Origin of the sequence: Mesorhizobium sp. M1399, from assembly GCF_040317735.1 — a bacterium.
Taxonomy (GTDB): domain Bacteria; phylum Pseudomonadota; class Alphaproteobacteria; order Rhizobiales; family Rhizobiaceae; genus Mesorhizobium.
The window spans coordinates 370,492-386,231 of sequence record NZ_JAMYKZ010000004.1; the positions used below are offsets into that span (position 1 = coordinate 370,492).

Below are 15,740 nucleotides of genomic sequence, written 5' to 3' on the forward strand. Positions count from 1 at the left end.
GGCATTTTGGGGGAACTGCGGATGAAGGTTCTTGTCGTCGGCGGTTATGGCACCTTTGGCGGTCGCACCGTCGAGCTTTTGGAGGGCGAGCCCCATCTGATCCTGTTCGTCGCCGGGCGCTCGCTCGCCAAGGCTGACGCGTATTGCAAGAAGCGCGCCCCGACCGCAGCGCAACTAGTGCCGGCACTGTTCGACCGTGACGGCGATCTCGCCGTGCAACTCGCTGCATTTGAGCCTGATATTGTGGTCAACGCGAGCGGTCCGTTCCAGGCCTATGGCGAGGGATGCTATGGCCTGATCGAGGCATGCATCGCCCGGCGCGTCAACTATCTCGATCTTGCCGACGGCTCGGATTTCGTCGCCGGTGTCTCTGCGTTCGACGAGGCGGCGCGAAACGCCGGCGTCTTCGTGCTATCCGGAGTCTCGAGCTTTCCGGTGCTGACGGCGGCGGTTGTGCGCCGCCTGTCTTCGGACCTGACGCGGGTCGACGGAATTCGCGGCGGCATCGCGCCGTCGCCCTTCGCCGGTGTCGGCGGAAACGTCATTCGCGCTATCGCCGGTTACACCGGTCAGCCGGTGCGCCTTGTTCGTAATGGCCGTCCCGAACAAGGCTGTCCGTTTACCGAGCAGCTGCGCTATACTATCGCGCCGCCGGGCCAGCTGCCGCTTCGAAACACGCTGTTCTCGCTGGTCGACGTTCCGGACCTGCGTGCTCTGGCCGAGCTTTGGCCGGAGGCGAGGACCATCTGGATGGGAGCCGGGCCGGTACCCGAGGTGCTGCACCGCGCCCTGATCGGCCTCGCCTGGCTGGTGCGCGCCGGGTTGATCGGTTCGCTTTCGCCGCTGGCGCCGCTGATGCATCAGGCGACGAACCGGCTGCGCTGGGGCGAGCATCGCGGCGGCATGTTCGTCGAGGTGGAGGGATCGGACCGCGCGGGCGCCACCGGCAAGCGCTCGTGGCATCTCTTGGCCGAGGGCAACGATGGGCCGCTGATCCCGTCGATGGCGGTTGAAGCGCTGGTCCGCAAAGTGCTGGCCGGACATCAGCCCGCGCCGGGCGCACGGGCGGCGGTGCGCGATTTAGAGCTCCGGGACTATGAGGCCCTGTTCGCCGGGCGGACGATCTACACCGGCTTCAGGAACGGGGCCGCGGACGAGGACAAGCCGCTCTATACCGAGCTGCTCGGTGCCGCCTGGCAAGGCCTTCCCGAGGCAATTCGGTCAATGCATGACCGTACGATCACGGCCGCAGGCCGCGCTAGCGTAGAACGCGGGCACAATGTTCTTGGCCGGCTAATGGCCTGGATGGTCGGCTTCCCCGGAGCAAGCGAGGACATCCCGGTTCATGTCCGCTTCGACACCGACAAGGGCGGCGAGACCTGGACGCGGACATTCGGCAAGCACAGTTTTTCGAGCCTACAGTTCGCAGGCCGGGGTCGATCGCAGCGCCTGCTGTGCGAACGCTTCGGCCCGCTGACCTTCGCGATGGCACTGGTTGCCGAGGACGGCCGGCTGGCACTGGTCTTGCGCCGCTGGAGCTTTTTTGGCTTGCCGCTGCCGATCTGGCTCGGTCCACGCTCGACTTCCTACGAAACGGTGGAGGATGGCCGCTTCCGCTTCCATGTCGATATCTCGCATCCGCTTGCCGGCATGATCGCCCGCTACCGTGGCTGGCTAGAGCCTTCCGACCCGCACGGCTCCAGCGAGATCGTGTCGCCTGCCACCTTGCCAAATTCGCGGCAGTCCTGAGCCGTGCACAGCGTCCAGCCTTGACCCGTGGCGCCCGAGGCGGCGAGCACCAGGCGCCGCTGTGGCCCGACCCGGAGCGCATAGACCCACCAGCCGTCGCGCAGCGCCGAGCCTTGCGGCGGCTCCATGCCGGCGCCCGAGCCCTTGATTCGTGCCTCGACGAGTTGCAGGCCGGACGGCAGCACCTTCCAGTCTTCCTGCCACTGGGTCTTCTCCACAGAATGCGTCCAGGAGAGCGTGAAGGCGGCGACCGCGAGCGTCATCGTCTTGCCGGCCGCGACGATGCAGAGGCTCATGCCGAATTGGCCAGTGACGCCTGCCGCGCGCGCCAGCAGTGCCACCCGATCCAGGCAAGAGACAGCGCCCAGCCCGCCTCGTCGGTGAGCGGCAGCGCCGCAACCAGCAGCACGCCAGCGGCGAAGGCGACGAGGCGTTCCCACCAGGCCATGCGCCGGGCGAGAAAGCCGACGGCGGCGGCGCCCCATAGGACGATGCCCATGCAGGCTTTGATGACGATGTAGGCGACCTCGACGGGATAGCCGAACTGGGCGGCGATCGGGCCGGGGTCCTGCAGCATCAGCGCCGGGGTATAGACCGCCATGAACGGCACCACGAAGCCAGCAATGGCAAGCTTGGTGGCCTGGATGCCGATCTTGAGGCCGCTTTCCTTGGCCATGGGTGCGGCGGCGAAGGCGGCCAGCGCCACGGGCGGGGTGAGATCAGCCATGATGCCGAAATAGAAGACGAACATATGGCTGACCACCAGCGGCACGCCGAGCGACAGAAGCGCCGGCCCGGCTAGCGACGAGGTGATGATGTAATTGGGAATGGTCGGGATGCCCATGCCGAGCACCAGGCAGGTGAGCATGGTCAAAAGCAGCGACAGGAACAGATTGTTCTCGCCGATCGAGATGATCCAGCCGATGAAGGTCGAGGCGATGCCGGTGAGCGTCAGCGTGCCGATGACGATGCCGACGATGGCGCAGGCAATGCCGACCGGCAGCGCGTTCTTTGCTCCCTCGGCAAGGGAATCGACGCATATGCGCAGTGTCTCGCGCCCGCCCTTGAAGGTGAGGCAGGCGACGACCAGCACGGCGATGACCAGGCTGAGGATGTTGACGCCGAACTTCATGAAGGAAGCGGCGGCAAGCCCGAGCGCCAGCCAGAAGACGACGCGGAAGGCGAGCGGCCCGATCGATGCCGCCAGCGGCGTGCCGAGGATAAGCACAATGGTCAACGCCAGGCCCATGGTGCCGGCGAAGACCGGTGTGTAGCCGGCAAACAGCAGATAGATCAGTGCTGCGAGCGGCAGTACCAGCGGCCAGTGTTGTCTCACCGCATCCCACGGATTGGGCAGGTCGGCCTTGGCCATGCCGTGCAGGCCGGCCTTGCCGGCCTCCAAATGCACCTGCCAGAAACAGGCGCCAAAATAGAGCAGCGCCGGAATGATCGCCGCCTTGACCACCGCGGCATAGGGAATGTTCAGCGTCTCGGCCATGATGAAGGCAACCGCACCCATCACCGGAGGCATGATCTGGCCGCCCATCGACGAGGTCGCCTCGACGGCTCCGGCGAAGGCCGAGCGGAAGCCGAAGCGCTTCATCAGCGGGATGGTGAACTGGCCGCTGGCCACCACGTTGGCGACGCCGGAGCCGGAAATGGTGCCCATCAGCGCCGAGGACAGCACGCAGACCTGCGCCGGGCCGCCGCGCCATGAGCCGACCAGGCCAAGTGCAAAATCGTTGAACAGCGCGATCATGCCGGCGCGTTCGAGAAAGGCGGCGAAGACGACGAAGATGAAGATGTAGGCGGCCGAGACATAGATCGGCGTGCCGTAGATGCCTTCGGTGCCATAGGCGAAGGTGTCGACGAGCTGGGCGAAATCATAGCCGCGATGGATGAAAGGCGGTGGCAGATGATTGCCGGCAAATGCGTAGGCGAGAAAGATGAACGCAATAACGGCAAGCGGCAGTCCCATCAACCGCCGCGCCGCCTCGAAGACCAGCACGACCAGCACCGCGCCGACGATCAGGTCAGGCGTGGTGAGGAAGCCAGAGCGGCGGATGAGGTCGGCATAGAATACCCAGTTGTACAGACCGGTGGCGAAGCCGAGCACGCCGAGAGTCCAGAAGACTGCTTTCGCCGGGACGCTTTTGGCACGCAGATTGGCGATCAGGGCAAAGCCGAGCAGCAGCAGGAAGCCGACATGCATGGCGCGCACGACCTGGCTCGGCAGGCTGCCGTAGGCGGCGATGTAGATCTGGAAGATGGAGAAGGCGACGGCGATAAAAAAAGCCGCCTTGCCGGCGATGCCTTCGCCGAAGCCCGGTGGCAGGCCTTCGACAGGGATTTCGGCTGTGGTGGAAAGAACGGTCGGGGTTTCGGTCATTGGCGGGGTTCCTGGGGGGCGTCCCTCTCCCTTGAGGGGAGGGTGGACAGCCGCCGAAGGCGGATGGACGGGTGGGGTAACCTCAACTGCCTCGACCTTTGCCTGAACGATGGAGCGCGTCGCCGAGGACCCCTCCCGGCCCTGCGGGCCACGCTCCCCTCAAGGGGGAGGGATGGCGCCCTTTTCCTTGTAATACCTCTCGGCGCCTGGATGCAGCGGCACCGGCATGCCGTCGAGCGCCTTGGCCGGGTCGATCGCCTTGGCGGCGGCATGGGCAGCGGTGAGCTGGTCGAGATGCTCGAACAGCAGCTTGGTCATCTGGTAGGCGGTCTCGTCGGAGACATCGGCGCTGGTGATCAGGAAATTACCGACGGCGGCGGTCGCGACATCATCGGTCTGGCCCTCATAGGTGCCTTTCGGGATGACCACGGAAAGATAGGGCGAGCCGATCTTGGCGACGTCCTCCGCCGGCACGGCAACGATGTTGACCGGGACCGAGGTGGCGAGGTCGCGGATCGAGGCAACGCCCAGGCCAGCCGATTGCAGCGTGGCGTCGAGCTGGCGGTTCTTGATCAGCTCCACCGATTCGGCGAAGGGCAGATATTCGATCCGCCCGAGGTCTTCGTATTTCAGCCCGGCAGCGGCGAAGATCGTGCGGGCGTTGAGCTCGGTGCCCGAGGCCGGCGCGCCGACCGACAGGCTCTTGCCCTTGAGGTCGGCGAGCGTCTTGATGCCGGACTCCTTGCTGGCGACGATCTGGATGTAGTTGGGATAGATGGCGGCAATGCCGCGCAGCTTGTCGAGCTTGCCTGGGAAGCCGGCTTCGGTATTGCCCTCGGCGGCCAGCTTGACGGAATCGCCAAGCGCGAAAGCGATCTCGCCCTTGCCCTGCTGCAAGAGATTGAGGTTTTCGACCGACGCTTTCGTCGCCTGCACCTGGGTGCGCGCGCCTTCTATGCCCTTGCTATAGATCTCCGATAGCGCGACGCCGAGCGGATAGTAGACGCCCGACGTGCCGCCGGTCAGCACGTTGATGAATTCCTGTGCCTTGACCGATACCGCGCCAAGGCCAAGCGACAGCGCCAGCGCGCCGGCTGCAACAAATTTCGTCCTGAAATTGAGCATGCGATTTCCTCCCTGAAAAACTCGCCGCCGTGCCCTCCTCTGCGGCACGAAGCGAAGCGAGTTTAGACAGCGGGCGGGAAATGCCAACCCGCAATAGCAGCGATTAGACGAACGGCTAAGCAATGCCGCAACAGGTTGGCGCTTGCGCGAGGTCGCGTCGCGGCAGAAAGATTTTTCCAGCACCTGTCGAAATCCGGCAGGGCCGCGCGACATAAGTCCGGCTCGCAACGATGCGGCCTTCGAGAAACGGGAGAAGACCATGCGATATATGCTTTTGATCTACGGAAACGAAGCGGGGATGGCAGCGGCGCCGGCAGATGCGGTGACACAGATGTCGAGCGCGTACGTCGCCTACACCGAAGCGTTGAAGAAATCCGGCGCCTGGCTCGCCGGCGACCGGCTGAAGCCGACGCAATCCGCTACCTCGGTGCGGATGGCCAATGGCAAGACCAACGTGCTCGACGGCCCCTATGCCGACACCAAGGAGCAGCTTGCCGGTTTCTATATGATCGAAGCGGAGGACGTCGACGCGGCTATTGCCTGGGCGGCGCGCTGCCCGGGCGCCAGCACCGGCACGGTAGAGGTGCGGCCGATCTGGGAACTCACCATGTGATGCCTGAACTGCCCGACACCGCACGGGCGGCGGCGGAAGCGGCCGCCCGGCAAAGCTACGGCAAGCTGGTCGCCTATCTCGCCGCACGCACGCGCGACGTGGCCGCTGCCGAGGACGCCTTGGCCGATGCCTTTGCAGCGGCGCTCGAGCGTTGGCCACAGGCGGGCGTGCCCAACAAGCCGGAAGCCTGGCTGCTGGCGGTGGCGCGCCGGCGCCGCGTCGACGCGCTCAGACGGCGGCTGACAAGCGAGGCGGGCCGCGACCACCTCAGGCTGATCGCGGAGGAGATGGAGGCACGCATGGCCGACGAAGACCTGCCGGACGAGCGGCTCAGGCTGATGTTTGCTTGCGCTCATCCGGCGATCGAGGCCGGTACCCGCGCGCCGATGATCCTGCAGACGGTTCTGGGCTTCGACGCAGCGACCATCGCCTCGGCCTTTCTTGTCTCGCCGGCCACGATGAGCCAGCGCCTGGTGCGCGCCAAGGCCCGCATCCGCGAGACCGGCATTCCGTTCCGCGTGCCGGAGCGGGCCGAACTCGGCGAGCGGCTGGGCACCGTTCTGGAAGCGATCTACGCGGCGTTTGCCGAAGGCTGGTCCGACCCCGCCGGCACCGAAGCGCAGCGGCGCAATCTCGCGACCGAAGGCATCTGGCTCGGCCGGCTGGTCGCCTCGCTGATGCCGGATGAGCCGGAAGCACTCGGCCTGCTGGCGCTGATGCTGTTCGCCGAAGCGCGGCGCGCAGCGCGGCGCAATGCGGCAGGCGACTATGTGCCGCTAGCGGAGCAGGATCTTGCACTGTGGGACGATACAATGATCGACGAAGCGGAGATGCTGCTCGGGCGCGCCGCTGCCAAGGGCGTGGTCGGCCGCTACCAGCTCGAGGCCGCCGTGCAGTCAGCCCATGCGACAAGGCGGCTGACCGGCGGCACCGACTGGGTCGCGATCAAGGAGCTCTACGACGCGCTGTCGGTGATTGCCGGCTCGCCGGTGGTGTCGATCAACCGTGCGGTGGCGATTGCCGAGGCCGAAGGTGCTTCGGCAGGATTGGGCGCCCTTGATCAACTCAGCGGCGACAAGCGGCTGTATGACTATCAACCTTACTGGGCCGCCCGAGCGGGCCTGCTGGCAAGACTCGGCAGAGTTCCGCAAGCGAGCGAGGCCTATGACCGGGCTATCGGCCTCGAACGCGATCCGGCCGTGCGCCGGTTCCTGCAGGAACGACGGGCAGGTCTCGACCGCGCGGAAAGACACTGAGACAAGGCGGAGTGCTTAGGCCGGCCACATGTCGTGGGAAGCATTCAGCCTCTTTATCACCCGATGTTCCCGCAAATTGGCCCACAGGCGTTCGATGTTCGGCCAAGCGGTTGGAATCTTCGCGACCTCGGGATGCCAAGCCACCAACATGACGAGATAGATGTCGGCCAGCGAGAGCCGGTCGCCGACCAGCCAGTCGCGGCCTTCGAGGGCGGCATCGAGAATGGCGAAGCCGCGATCCATTTCCGAGACCGCCGCCTGTTTGACGGCTTCCACGCCGCCGGGATCTGTCGTGTAGCGATGAGCGTAGAAGAACCGCAGGTCAGCCGAATAGATGACGGAGGACATGAAAAACATCCAGCGCAGGAAGTCGGCACGGTCAGGTGTGTTCGCTGCCGGCGCTAGAGCTGCTTCCGGATAGCGTTCGGCGAGCAGGATGCAGATTGCCGCCGACTCGGTCATCGAATGCCCGTCCGGCAAGACCAGGACCGGGACCTGGTTCAAGGGATTGATGTCGAGGAAGGCTTGGTTGGGTCGGCCTTTTGGAACATCGATCTGGTCGAAAGGCACTCCCGCTAAAGCAAGCGCCGCCTCGACGACAAAGCCGCCGGTATTGGCACGCGTATAGAGCTTGTACATGAAGTCCTCCACCTGCCGGTGCAGCGACGATTTGATATGGAAGTGACTCGCCGCTCAAGCGAACGACGCCCGCCACAGGTGGTTTTTCAGCAGTCCACGCCGAAGCGTCGAAACAGAACTTTTTATGCCGGAGGGGCAGCGCGAAGGATCGCTACGAACCGGCCAAAACTCCTGTCCAGACTCTAAGCACCCAATCCCTCGAATAGGATCGTGGAGAGATAGCGCTCGGCGAAGGAGGGGATGACGACGACGAGGTTCTTGCCCTTGTTCTCCGGCCGCGAGCCGACGACGATCGCCGCCTGCAGGGCGGCACCCGACGAGATGCCGACCGGTACACCTTCGAGACGGGCGACGAGCCGTGCATTGGCGACCGAATCCTCGTTCGAGACCTTGACGATCTCGTCGTAGATCGTCGTGTCGAGGATTTTTGGTGCGAAGCCGGCGCCAATGCCCTGGATCTTGTGCGGGCCGGGTTGGCCGCCGGACAGTACCGGCGAGGCCTCCGGCTCGACGGCGACGACATGCACCGAGGGCTTGCGCTTCTTCAGCACCTGGCCGACGCCGGTGATGGTGCCGCCGGTTCCAATGCCGGCAACGAAGATATCGACTTCGCCATGGGTGTCGTTCCAGATTTCCTCGGCTGTGGTGCGGCGATGGATTTCCGGATTGGCCGGGTTCTCGAATTGTTGCGGAATGACGGCATCGGGCAGCGTCGCGGCCAGCTCGTCGGCCTTGGCGATGGCGCCCTTCATGCCTTTCGGCCCTTCGGTCAGCACCAGCTCGGCGCCGAGCAGCGCCAGCATTTTGCGGCGCTCGACCGACATGGTTTCCGGCATCGTCAGGATCAGCTTGTAGCCTTTGGCGGCGGCGGCAAAGGCGAGCGCGATGCCGGTATTGCCCGAGGTCGGCTCGATAAGCGTGGTCTTGCCGGGCGTAATCCTCCCAGAAGCCTCCAGTGCCTCGATCATCGACACGCCGATGCGGTCCTTGACCGAAGCGATCGGGTTGAAGAATTCGAGCTTGGCCAGCAGATTGGCGACGACACCCTTCTCCCTGGCGAATTTGTCGAGCCGCACCAACGGCGTGTCGCCGATCGTCTCGGTGATCGAATTATAGATGCGGCCGCGGCCGGGCACGTGTGTGGGGGTGGCGGGTTTGTTCATTGATTTTCCTCCCAGAGGTCAAGCGGCAAGAGTCGGGCGGGCATAAGATAGAGCCATCCGCCGCGCAAGATAGGCTGTCGATCGAAAATATCCGAGTGAAGTTCGTGCCGAATGCCCTCGCCTTGGAAAGGCGTGACAATTCCTGGCCGGCTTGGCGAAAGAGGTCTATTGGCGGGCGGCGATAGCTGCCGCCGCCCCGATCATGAAACCGGCGGCGGTGCGGTTGAGTGCCCTCAGCGCCCGCGGCGACTTCAGGAACCAGCGCGCTTTGGCCGCGAGCGCCAGATAAGGCACCAGCACCACAAGCAGGACGACGATCGTGAGCGCAACTAGGATGCCGTAATCGGCCAGCGTGATCGTCTTCAGATCGACGATGGTCGGGGTGATGGCTAGATAGAAGATCATCGTCTTCGGATTGCCGAGCGTGACGGCGAGACCGGCTACAAAGCTGGATGCCAAGCCGCCCTTGCCTTTCTTCGCCTCCACCGTCTCGGGCGTGATGCCGTTCGTCCAGAAACGCCAGCCAAGAAAAGCGAGGTAGGCGACGCCCAGCCATTTGATGATCAGAAAGATCATGCCAAAGGTCTGTGCGACGAAAGCGAGGCCGAGCACCACGGCCGTGAGATACGTCAGGTCGCCGAGCATCAGCCCGAAGGACATGGCCAGCGACGAGCGGAAGCCGGAACCCAGCGCACGCGCAACGAGTGCGGTGACGCCGGGGCCGGGGATGGCTGCGGCGATGCCGAGGGCAGCACTATAGGCGAGGAACCCGGTGAGCGTCATGATTCGCTCTTGTCGCACAATGTGGAAGTTGGGTGAATTCCCTCGGCCCGGATTCGATTGCGCCAGCGCAGCAGGCGACACCGCCGTTCAAGAGCGGCCGTCTTCGTAGGTAACGCGCCAGATGGTGCCGTTGCCGTCCTCGGTGACGATCAGCGAGCCGTCCTTGGCCATCGCGACACCGACCGGGCGGCCCCAGACGGCGTCGTTCGAGATAACGAAGCCGGTCATGAAGTCCTCATATTCGCCGGTCGGCTTGCCATCCCTGAATTTGAGCCTCACCACCTTGTAGCCGGTCCTGGCGCCACGATTCCACGAACCATGCATGGTGACGAAGGCGTCACCCTGATAATCCGCCGGGAAGTTGTTGCCGTCGTAGAAGGCTATATTCATCGGCGCCGAATGCGCCTGCATCAGTACGTCCGGGACAGTGGCCTTGCCGGCTAGGTCGGGCCGCTCGCCCTGATGGCGCGGATCCTCGTGATTGCCGATGTAGTACCAAGGCCAACCATAGAATCCGCCGTCCTTGACTACAGTTGCAAATTCGAACGGCACATTGTCGCCGAGTTCGTCGCGCTCATTGACGACGCACCACAATGCGCCGGTGGCGGGCTGCACGGTCATGCCCGTACAGTTGCGCAGGCCGGTGGCGACAGTTCGGGGATTTTTCCCATCCGGATCGAAGGCGAGCACATCGGCACGGCCGTCCTCGGAGCCCCAGGCCGCCCCGAGCGGCTTTGATTTGGCCCAGGCGTCGAGGCCGCTATCCGGCTCCTTGCCTATGTCCTCGGCGACGTTCGAGGCGGAGCCAACCGACAGATAAAGCGTCTTGCCGTCCGGCGAGAAGGCGATGTCGCGGGTCGTGTGACCGCCCGACGGGATTTTGGCGACAATGGTTTCTGGTTTACCGGATGCCTTCAGGTCACCGTCGCGATAAGGAAAGCGGACGATGCTGTCGCTGTTTGCGACATAGACCCATTGCGGCTTGTCTCCTGGCGGATAGAAGGCGATGCCGTAGGGATAACTGAGCCGCTTGGCGAAGATCGCTTTCTCGATGGGCTTGGCGCTGCCCTCGGCGAGACGATAGACACGTATCTGGTCGGCATGGCTGTTGGCAACGAACAGGTCGCCATTCGGAGCGACGCGCACGACGCGCGGATTGACGATGCCGGATGCGATCAGTTCGGCCGAAAAGCCCGGCGGCAAATCTGGCTTGGCGCTTTCGGGCCGTTCCGCCACGCCGGCGCCGTTCGACGCGGATTGGGCGGGATCGGCTGGCGGCATGTCTTGCGGCCCGATCAGGCGGCGGGTGCCAGGCCTGTCGGCGTGCCAATCGCCAAAAGCGGCTTCGCCTTTGAGCACCTTCTGATCCGCCTGCTGGGCGGCTGCCGGTGTCGCAACAAGGAGAGCAGCGGCAATGGCCGCAAAGCCGCCAGATCGGATCATCAACGTCCTCCGGGATTCGCCTCGAAAAGGGCAAACGGGATGAGGCATTGGTCGTTCCAAGCGGCCGTCCAGCAGACGAGGATTTGAAGCCGAACCCCGATTCACTTGCCGGCGGCGTAGAAATCGTCGTCGAGGCGCTTTTCCAGCGCGACCAGATCGGCCGGCAGCGGCAAGCCCATGGCCCGCATCTCTTGCAGCTTCTCGCGCAACTGCTCTTGCACCTCGTGCTGATCCTCTGGCTGGTTGATCATTTCTTCGAGTAGCAGGCTGATCTGGGCCTTGAACGATTCCAGCGCCATTCTTTTTCTCCTTGCGGCAGGCCGCGGCGGCTCCTAGCGCAGCATGCGCGAAATCAGCTGCGCGGTATAGTCGACCATCGGTACTATGCGCGCATAATTCAGCCGCGTCGGCCCGATGACGCCGAGCGCACCGACGACGCGGGCGTCCTTGTCGCGATAGGGTGCCACCACCAGTGATGAGCCCGACAGAGAAAACAGCTTGTTTTCCGAACCGATGAAGATGCGCACGCCCGGGCCCTCCTCGGCGAGGTCGAGGAGCTGGATCAGTCCGTCCTGGGTTTCGAGATCCTCGAAGAGATGCCGCAGCAATTCGATGTCGGCCTGGGCAGTGACGTTTTCCAGGAGATTGGCGCGGCCGCGCACGATAAGCCGCCCAGGCACCCCGCTTTCGGCGCCTGCCCAGACCGCCAGGCCCTTCTCGACCAGATCCTGTGAAAGCGTATCGAGGGCTGCCCTGGTCTCTTCCTTGATGCGGGCGATCTCGACCCGCGCTTCGGCCAGGGTGCGGCCGCGAATATGGGCGTTGAGGAAATTGGAGGCTTCGTGCAATTGCGAGACGGTGATGCCGGCGGGCAGATCGACGACGCGATTTTCGACGTCGCCGTTCTGCGAGACCAGCACGGCCAACGCCTTGGTCGGCTCGAGCTGGATGAATTCGATGTGCTTCAGCGCCCCCTCGTTCTTGGCGGCGAGCACAAGGCCGGCGCCGCGCGACATGCCGGACAGCATCTGGCTGGCCTCGGTCAGCATATGCTCCAGCGTCGCGCCCGAGCCGGAGGCGCGCACCTGCGCCTCGATGGTGCGGCGCTCCTCGTCGGAGAGGTCACCGAGTTCCATGAACGCATCGACGAAGAAGCGCAGGCCAGCCTGGGTCGGCAGACGGCCGGCCGAAATATGCGGCGCATAGATCAGGCCGAGATGCTCGAGGTCGCTCATCACGTTGCGGATGGTGGCCGGCGATAGCGACGACGGCAGGATGCGCGACAGGCTGCGCGAGCCGACCGGCTCGCCATCCCTCAGATAAGAATCGACGATGCGCCGGAAGATGTCGCGCGAACGCATGTCGAGCGATTGAAGCGCGGGCGATTGCAGCGCGTGCGACGGGAGCACGTGCGATTGCGAACCGGGATCGACTGCCTTGGTCATTTCGAGCCAAAAACCTCCGGCCCGAAGATATAGACTTCCGCGGCGTCGGCGCAACCGGTCCATTTTCCTTTGCGCCTCACGCCCCGTGCGGCTACAAGCCGGCCAAGATCCCGAAGAAAGAAAGAAGCCTGAATGCGCCCTTCCAAACGCCAGTTCGACGAAATGCGCCCCATCTCCTTCGAGCGCGGCGTCTCCAAGCATGCGGAAGGCTCGTGCCTGGTGAAGTTCGGCGACACGCATGTGCTGTGCACGGCCAGCCTGGAGGAAAAGGTGCCGGGTTGGATGCGCAACTCCGGTAAGGGCTGGGTGACGGCGGAATACGGCATGCTGCCGCGTTCGACCGGCGAGCGCATGCGCCGCGAGGCTTCGGCCGGCAAACAAGGCGGCCGCACGCTGGAGATCCAGCGGCTGATCGGCCGCTCCCTGCGCGCCGTGGTCGATCTGCAGGCGCTCGGCGAGCAGCAGATCACCGTCGACTGTGATGTGATCCAGGCCGATGGCGGCACGCGCACCGCTTCGATCACCGGCGGCTGGGTGGCGCTTTACGATTGCCTGCGCTGGATGGAAGCCCGCCAAATAGCGAGCCTGGGCAAGGTGCTGAAGGATCACGTTGCGGCGATCTCCTGCGGCATCCATGATGGTCAGCCGGTCATCGACCTTGACTATATCGAGGATTCCTCGGCCGGAACCGACGCCAATTTCGTCATGACCGGCAAGGGCGGCATCGTCGAGATCCAGGGCACGGCCGAGGGCGAACCGTTCTCGGAAGAGCAGTTCGCGGCCTTGATGGGGCTGGCCAAGAAAGGCATTCAGCGCCTGGTCAGCCTGCAGCAGATGGCGGTGGACTGATCTTCAGGTTATGACGATGAGGGTGACGATCCTGTGACTCCTTCCGCAATCCTGGAATCAGCACTCTACGTGACGGATCTCGCTGCCGCGGAACGGTTCTATTCGGGCGTCCTCGGGCTCGATCCGCTCGGCAAGGTCGAGGGCAGGCATCTCTTCTTCCGCTGCGGCGACGGCGTGCTGCTTATCTTCAATGCCGAGGCGACGAAAGTGCCGCCGCCGGCCGACGCCAGGCTGCCAGTGCCGCCGCATGGCGCCGTCGGCGAGGGCCATCTCTGTTTCGCCGCAAGCGCCGACGAGATCGTGCGCTGGAAAGCGCACCTGGAAGCAAAGAGCATCGCCATCGAAAGCGAGTTCGAGTGGCCGCAAGGCGGCCGCTCGATCTATATTCGCGACCCCTCGGGCAATTCGATCGAATTCGCCGAGCCAAGAATCTGGGGCATCTGATGCATTCGCAGACTGTTCATTCGCCAATTGTTCATTCGCTTGATGGGCATAAGATCGTCGTCGCAAGCCACAATGCCGGCAAATTGCGCGAATTCGCCGATCTGATGGCGCCGTTCGGCATAGAAGCGAGGTCCGCCAAGGAATACGGCTTGCCGGAACCGGACGAGACCGGCACCACTTTCGAGGAGAACGCGCTCATAAAAGCCTTGGCCGCTGCCAAGGCCACTGGATTGCCGGCGCTGTCGGACGATTCCGGCCTATGTGTCGATGCGCTCGACGGCGCACCCGGCGTCTACACTGCCAACTGGGCCGAGACGCCGGACGGCCCCCGCGACTTCGGCATGGCCATGCAGCGCACGGAAGTGGCCTTGCAGGAAGTTGGCGCGATCGCGCCTGCTCAGCGCAAGGGCCGCTTTGTCGCGGTCATCTGCCTAGCCTTTCCCGACGGCCAGGCTGAATATTTTCGCGGCGAGGTCGAAGGTACGCTGGTATGGCCGCCGCGCGGCGAACTCGGCTTCGGCTACGACCCGGTGTTCTTGCCCAACGGGTTCGAAAAAACCTTCGGCGAGATGACCGCTGAGGAAAAACATGGCTGGAAGCCGGGCCAGCCGACAGCATTGTCGCACCGCGCCCGCGCCTTCCAGAAATTCGCGCAAGCCCGATTGGCCGCGGCATGACCATGCTGCTCGACCGCAGCCCGGGTTTTGGCGTCTACATCCACTGGCCGTTCTGCGCGGCCAAGTGCCCCTATTGCGACTTCAACAGCCATGTCCGCCACCAGCCGGTCGACCAGGAGCGTTTTGCGCGCGCCTTCGAGGCCGAGTTGGCGACCATGCGCGGCCGCACCGGGCCGCGCGAGGTGACAAGCATCTTTCTCGGTGGCGGTACGCCGTCGCTGATGAAGCCGCAGACCGTGGCGGCGGTGCTGGATGCCGTGGCGAAGAACTGGACGGTACCAGATGGCATCGAGGTGACGCTGGAGGCCAATCCTTCCTCGGTCGAGGCCGAGCGCTTTCGCGGCTATCGCGCGGCGGGCGTCAACCGGGTGTCGCTTGGCGTGCAGGCGCTGAACGACAAGGATCTGCGCTTTCTCGGCCGTTTGCACAATGTCGATGAGGCCCTGCATGCGATCGGCCTGGCGCGCGAGATTTTCCCACGGTTGTCCTTCGACCTGATCTACGCGCGGCCGGACCAGACGCCTGAAGCGTGGCAGACGGAACTCGAGCAGGCGATCGGCCACGCCGCCGACCATCTGTCGCTGTACCAGCTGACCATCGAGGAAGGCACGCCGTTCCATGCACTGCATGCAGCAAGGAAATTCATCATTCCAGACAACGATGTTGCCGCCGATCTCTATGCGTTGACGCAGGAGATCACCGCCGCGCACGGACTGCCGGCCTACGAGATTTCCAACCACGCCAGGCCCGGCGCTGAAAGCCGGCACAATCTCACCTACTGGCGCTATGGCGAATATGTCGGCGTCGGTCCCGGCGCGCATGGCCGTTTCGTCGAGAGCGGGCGGCGCGTGGTGACAATCGCCGAGAAAATGCCGGAGACCTGGGCCAATCTGGTCGAGGCCAAGGGCCATGGCGTCACCGGCGGCGAGATCCTAACGCGATCGGAAGAAGCCGACGAGTTCCTGCTGATGGGGCTGAGGCTGGCGGAAGGCATCGACCTTTCCCGCTACGAGGCGTTTTCCGGGCGCGGCCTGTCGACGGCACGGCTGTCGGTGCTGCAGGACGAAGGCCTGGTGGCGCCGATCGGCAATGCCCGCCTGCGCGCCACGCCGGCCGGCATGATCGTGCTCGATGCCGTCGTGGCGGATCTGGCCAGATAGTACCG

Annotated in this window: 16 protein-coding genes; 7 read left to right on the top strand and 9 right to left on the bottom strand. The window is 64.4% G+C overall.

Annotated features, from left to right (window positions below):
* Positions 1 to 21 precede the first annotated feature (21 nt).
* Positions 22 to 1,749: a saccharopine dehydrogenase family protein gene (locus tag NKH05_RS08965; protein ID WP_352856644.1), complete on the top strand. Its 1,728-nt coding sequence runs from the start codon at positions 22 to 24 to the stop codon at positions 1,747 to 1,749.
* On the opposite strand, the gene NKH05_RS08970 is transcribed toward NKH05_RS08965, so the two are convergent.
* From NKH05_RS08970 to NKH05_RS08980, 3 genes are all read right to left on the bottom strand, one after another.
* The gene (locus NKH05_RS08970; protein WP_023718849.1) at positions 1,662 to 2,045 is read right to left on the bottom strand and encodes a DUF1850 domain-containing protein; all 384 of its coding nucleotides are present in this window, start codon (positions 2,043 to 2,045) and stop codon (positions 1,662 to 1,664) included. The two genes, NKH05_RS08965 and NKH05_RS08970, sit on opposite strands and share 88 nt — an antisense overlap.
* Positions 2,042 to 4,138 (bottom strand): TRAP transporter permease, encoded by a 2,097-nt coding sequence (locus NKH05_RS08975; protein WP_023718848.1) that lies wholly within the window; start codon positions 4,136 to 4,138, stop codon positions 2,042 to 2,044. Before NKH05_RS08975 ends, NKH05_RS08970 begins: the two co-directional genes overlap by 4 nt.
* Positions 4,139 to 4,297: 159 nt before the next feature.
* Entirely contained in the window at positions 4,298 to 5,263 is a 966-nt protein-coding gene (locus NKH05_RS08980) for a TAXI family TRAP transporter solute-binding subunit (protein WP_023718847.1), read from the bottom strand.
* Between the two features lie 259 nt (positions 5,264 to 5,522).
* On the opposite strand from NKH05_RS08980, the gene NKH05_RS08985 reads away from it, so the two are divergent.
* Together NKH05_RS08985 and NKH05_RS08990 are read left to right on the top strand one after the other, a co-directional pair.
* Positions 5,523 to 5,876 carry a YciI family protein gene (locus tag NKH05_RS08985; RefSeq protein WP_023718846.1) on the top strand — a complete coding sequence of 118 codons (354 nt, stop codon included), beginning with the start codon at positions 5,523 to 5,525 and terminating at the stop codon, positions 5,874 to 5,876.
* A complete protein-coding gene (locus tag NKH05_RS08990; RefSeq protein ID WP_352481371.1) occupies positions 5,876 to 7,132 on the top strand; it encodes an RNA polymerase sigma factor in 1,257 nt (418 codons plus the stop codon). The genes NKH05_RS08985 and NKH05_RS08990 overlap by 1 nt, the downstream gene beginning before the upstream one ends.
* A gap of 15 nt (positions 7,133 to 7,147) precedes the next feature.
* Here NKH05_RS08990 and NKH05_RS08995 read toward each other — a convergent pair whose 3' ends face one another.
* From NKH05_RS08995 to hrcA, 6 genes are all read right to left on the bottom strand, one after another.
* Positions 7,148 to 7,771 (bottom strand): glutathione S-transferase family protein, encoded by a 624-nt coding sequence (locus NKH05_RS08995; RefSeq protein ID WP_023718845.1) that lies wholly within the window; start codon positions 7,769 to 7,771, stop codon positions 7,148 to 7,150.
* A gap of 182 nt (positions 7,772 to 7,953) precedes the next feature.
* Positions 7,954 to 8,934: a cysteine synthase A gene (cysK, locus tag NKH05_RS09000; RefSeq protein ID WP_023718844.1), complete on the bottom strand. Its 981-nt coding sequence runs from the start codon at positions 8,932 to 8,934 to the stop codon at positions 7,954 to 7,956.
* Between the two features lie 165 nt (positions 8,935 to 9,099).
* Positions 9,100 to 9,717, bottom strand: a complete 618-nt coding sequence (locus NKH05_RS09005) for a LysE family translocator (RefSeq protein ID WP_023718843.1) — start codon at positions 9,715 to 9,717, stop codon at positions 9,100 to 9,102.
* Between the two features lie 87 nt (positions 9,718 to 9,804).
* Complete coding sequence (locus tag NKH05_RS09010; protein ID WP_023718842.1) at positions 9,805 to 11,160, bottom strand: PQQ-dependent sugar dehydrogenase; 1,356 nt, start codon at positions 11,158 to 11,160, stop codon at positions 9,805 to 9,807.
* Between the two features lie 101 nt (positions 11,161 to 11,261).
* Entirely contained in the window at positions 11,262 to 11,459 is a 198-nt protein-coding gene (locus NKH05_RS09015; protein ID WP_023718841.1) for a hypothetical protein, read from the bottom strand.
* 33 nt (positions 11,460 to 11,492) lie between these two features.
* The gene (gene hrcA, locus NKH05_RS09020) at positions 11,493 to 12,605 is read right to left on the bottom strand and encodes a heat-inducible transcriptional repressor HrcA (RefSeq protein WP_023718840.1); all 1,113 of its coding nucleotides are present in this window, start codon (positions 12,603 to 12,605) and stop codon (positions 11,493 to 11,495) included.
* A 132-nt stretch (positions 12,606 to 12,737) separates the two neighbouring features.
* Here hrcA and rph point away from each other — a divergent pair, with 132 nt between their 5' ends.
* The 4 genes from rph to hemW are packed head-to-tail and all read left to right on the top strand — an operon-like array spanning position 12,738 to position 15,735.
* Positions 12,738 to 13,454, top strand: a complete 717-nt coding sequence (rph, locus tag NKH05_RS09025) for a ribonuclease PH (protein WP_353025277.1) — start codon at positions 12,738 to 12,740, stop codon at positions 13,452 to 13,454.
* A gap of 33 nt (positions 13,455 to 13,487) precedes the next feature.
* A complete protein-coding gene (locus NKH05_RS09030) occupies positions 13,488 to 13,898 on the top strand; it encodes a VOC family protein (protein ID WP_023718838.1) in 411 nt (136 codons plus the stop codon).
* Complete coding sequence (rdgB, locus tag NKH05_RS09035) at positions 13,898 to 14,575, top strand: RdgB/HAM1 family non-canonical purine NTP pyrophosphatase (protein ID WP_023718837.1); 678 nt, start codon at positions 13,898 to 13,900, stop codon at positions 14,573 to 14,575. The genes NKH05_RS09030 and rdgB overlap by 1 nt, the downstream gene beginning before the upstream one ends.
* Entirely contained in the window at positions 14,572 to 15,735 is a 1,164-nt protein-coding gene (gene hemW / locus NKH05_RS09040; protein WP_023718836.1) for a radical SAM family heme chaperone HemW, read from the top strand. Before rdgB ends, hemW begins: the two co-directional genes overlap by 4 nt.
* Positions 15,736 to 15,740: the final 5 nt, after the last annotated feature.

Bases quoted from the DNA above. Each gene is read 5' to 3' on its own strand.
- NKH05_RS09010 (WP_023718842.1), bottom strand. From the start codon at position 11,160: ATGATCCGATCTGGCGGCTTTGCGGCCATTGCCGCTGCTCTCCTTGTT.
- NKH05_RS08990 (WP_352481371.1), top strand. From the start codon at position 5,876: ATGCCTGAACTGCCCGACACCGCACGGGCGGCGGCGGAAGCGGCCGCC.
- NKH05_RS08980 (WP_023718847.1), bottom strand. From the start codon at position 5,263: ATGCTCAATTTCAGGACGAAATTTGTTGCAGCCGGCGCGCTGGCGCTG.
- NKH05_RS08995 (WP_023718845.1), bottom strand. From the start codon at position 7,771: ATGTACAAGCTCTATACGCGTGCCAATACCGGCGGCTTTGTCGTCGAG.
- NKH05_RS09015 (WP_023718841.1), bottom strand. From the start codon at position 11,459: ATGGCGCTGGAATCGTTCAAGGCCCAGATCAGCCTGCTACTCGAAGAA.
- hemW (WP_023718836.1), top strand. From the start codon at position 14,572: ATGACCATGCTGCTCGACCGCAGCCCGGGTTTTGGCGTCTACATCCAC.
- rdgB (WP_023718837.1), top strand. From the start codon at position 13,898: ATGCATTCGCAGACTGTTCATTCGCCAATTGTTCATTCGCTTGATGGG.
- NKH05_RS08975 (WP_023718848.1), bottom strand. From the start codon at position 4,138: ATGACCGAAACCCCGACCGTTCTTTCCACCACAGCCGAAATCCCTGTC.
- NKH05_RS08970 (WP_023718849.1), bottom strand. From the start codon at position 2,045: ATGAGCCTCTGCATCGTCGCGGCCGGCAAGACGATGACGCTCGCGGTC.
- cysK (WP_023718844.1), bottom strand. From the start codon at position 8,934: ATGAACAAACCCGCCACCCCCACACACGTGCCCGGCCGCGGCCGCATC.
- hrcA (WP_023718840.1), bottom strand. From the start codon at position 12,605: ATGACCAAGGCAGTCGATCCCGGTTCGCAATCGCACGTGCTCCCGTCG.
- rph (WP_353025277.1), top strand. From the start codon at position 12,738: ATGCGCCCTTCCAAACGCCAGTTCGACGAAATGCGCCCCATCTCCTTC.
- NKH05_RS08985 (WP_023718846.1), top strand. From the start codon at position 5,523: ATGCGATATATGCTTTTGATCTACGGAAACGAAGCGGGGATGGCAGCG.
- NKH05_RS09005 (WP_023718843.1), bottom strand. From the start codon at position 9,717: ATGACGCTCACCGGGTTCCTCGCCTATAGTGCTGCCCTCGGCATCGCC.
- NKH05_RS08965 (WP_352856644.1), top strand. From the start codon at position 22: ATGAAGGTTCTTGTCGTCGGCGGTTATGGCACCTTTGGCGGTCGCACC.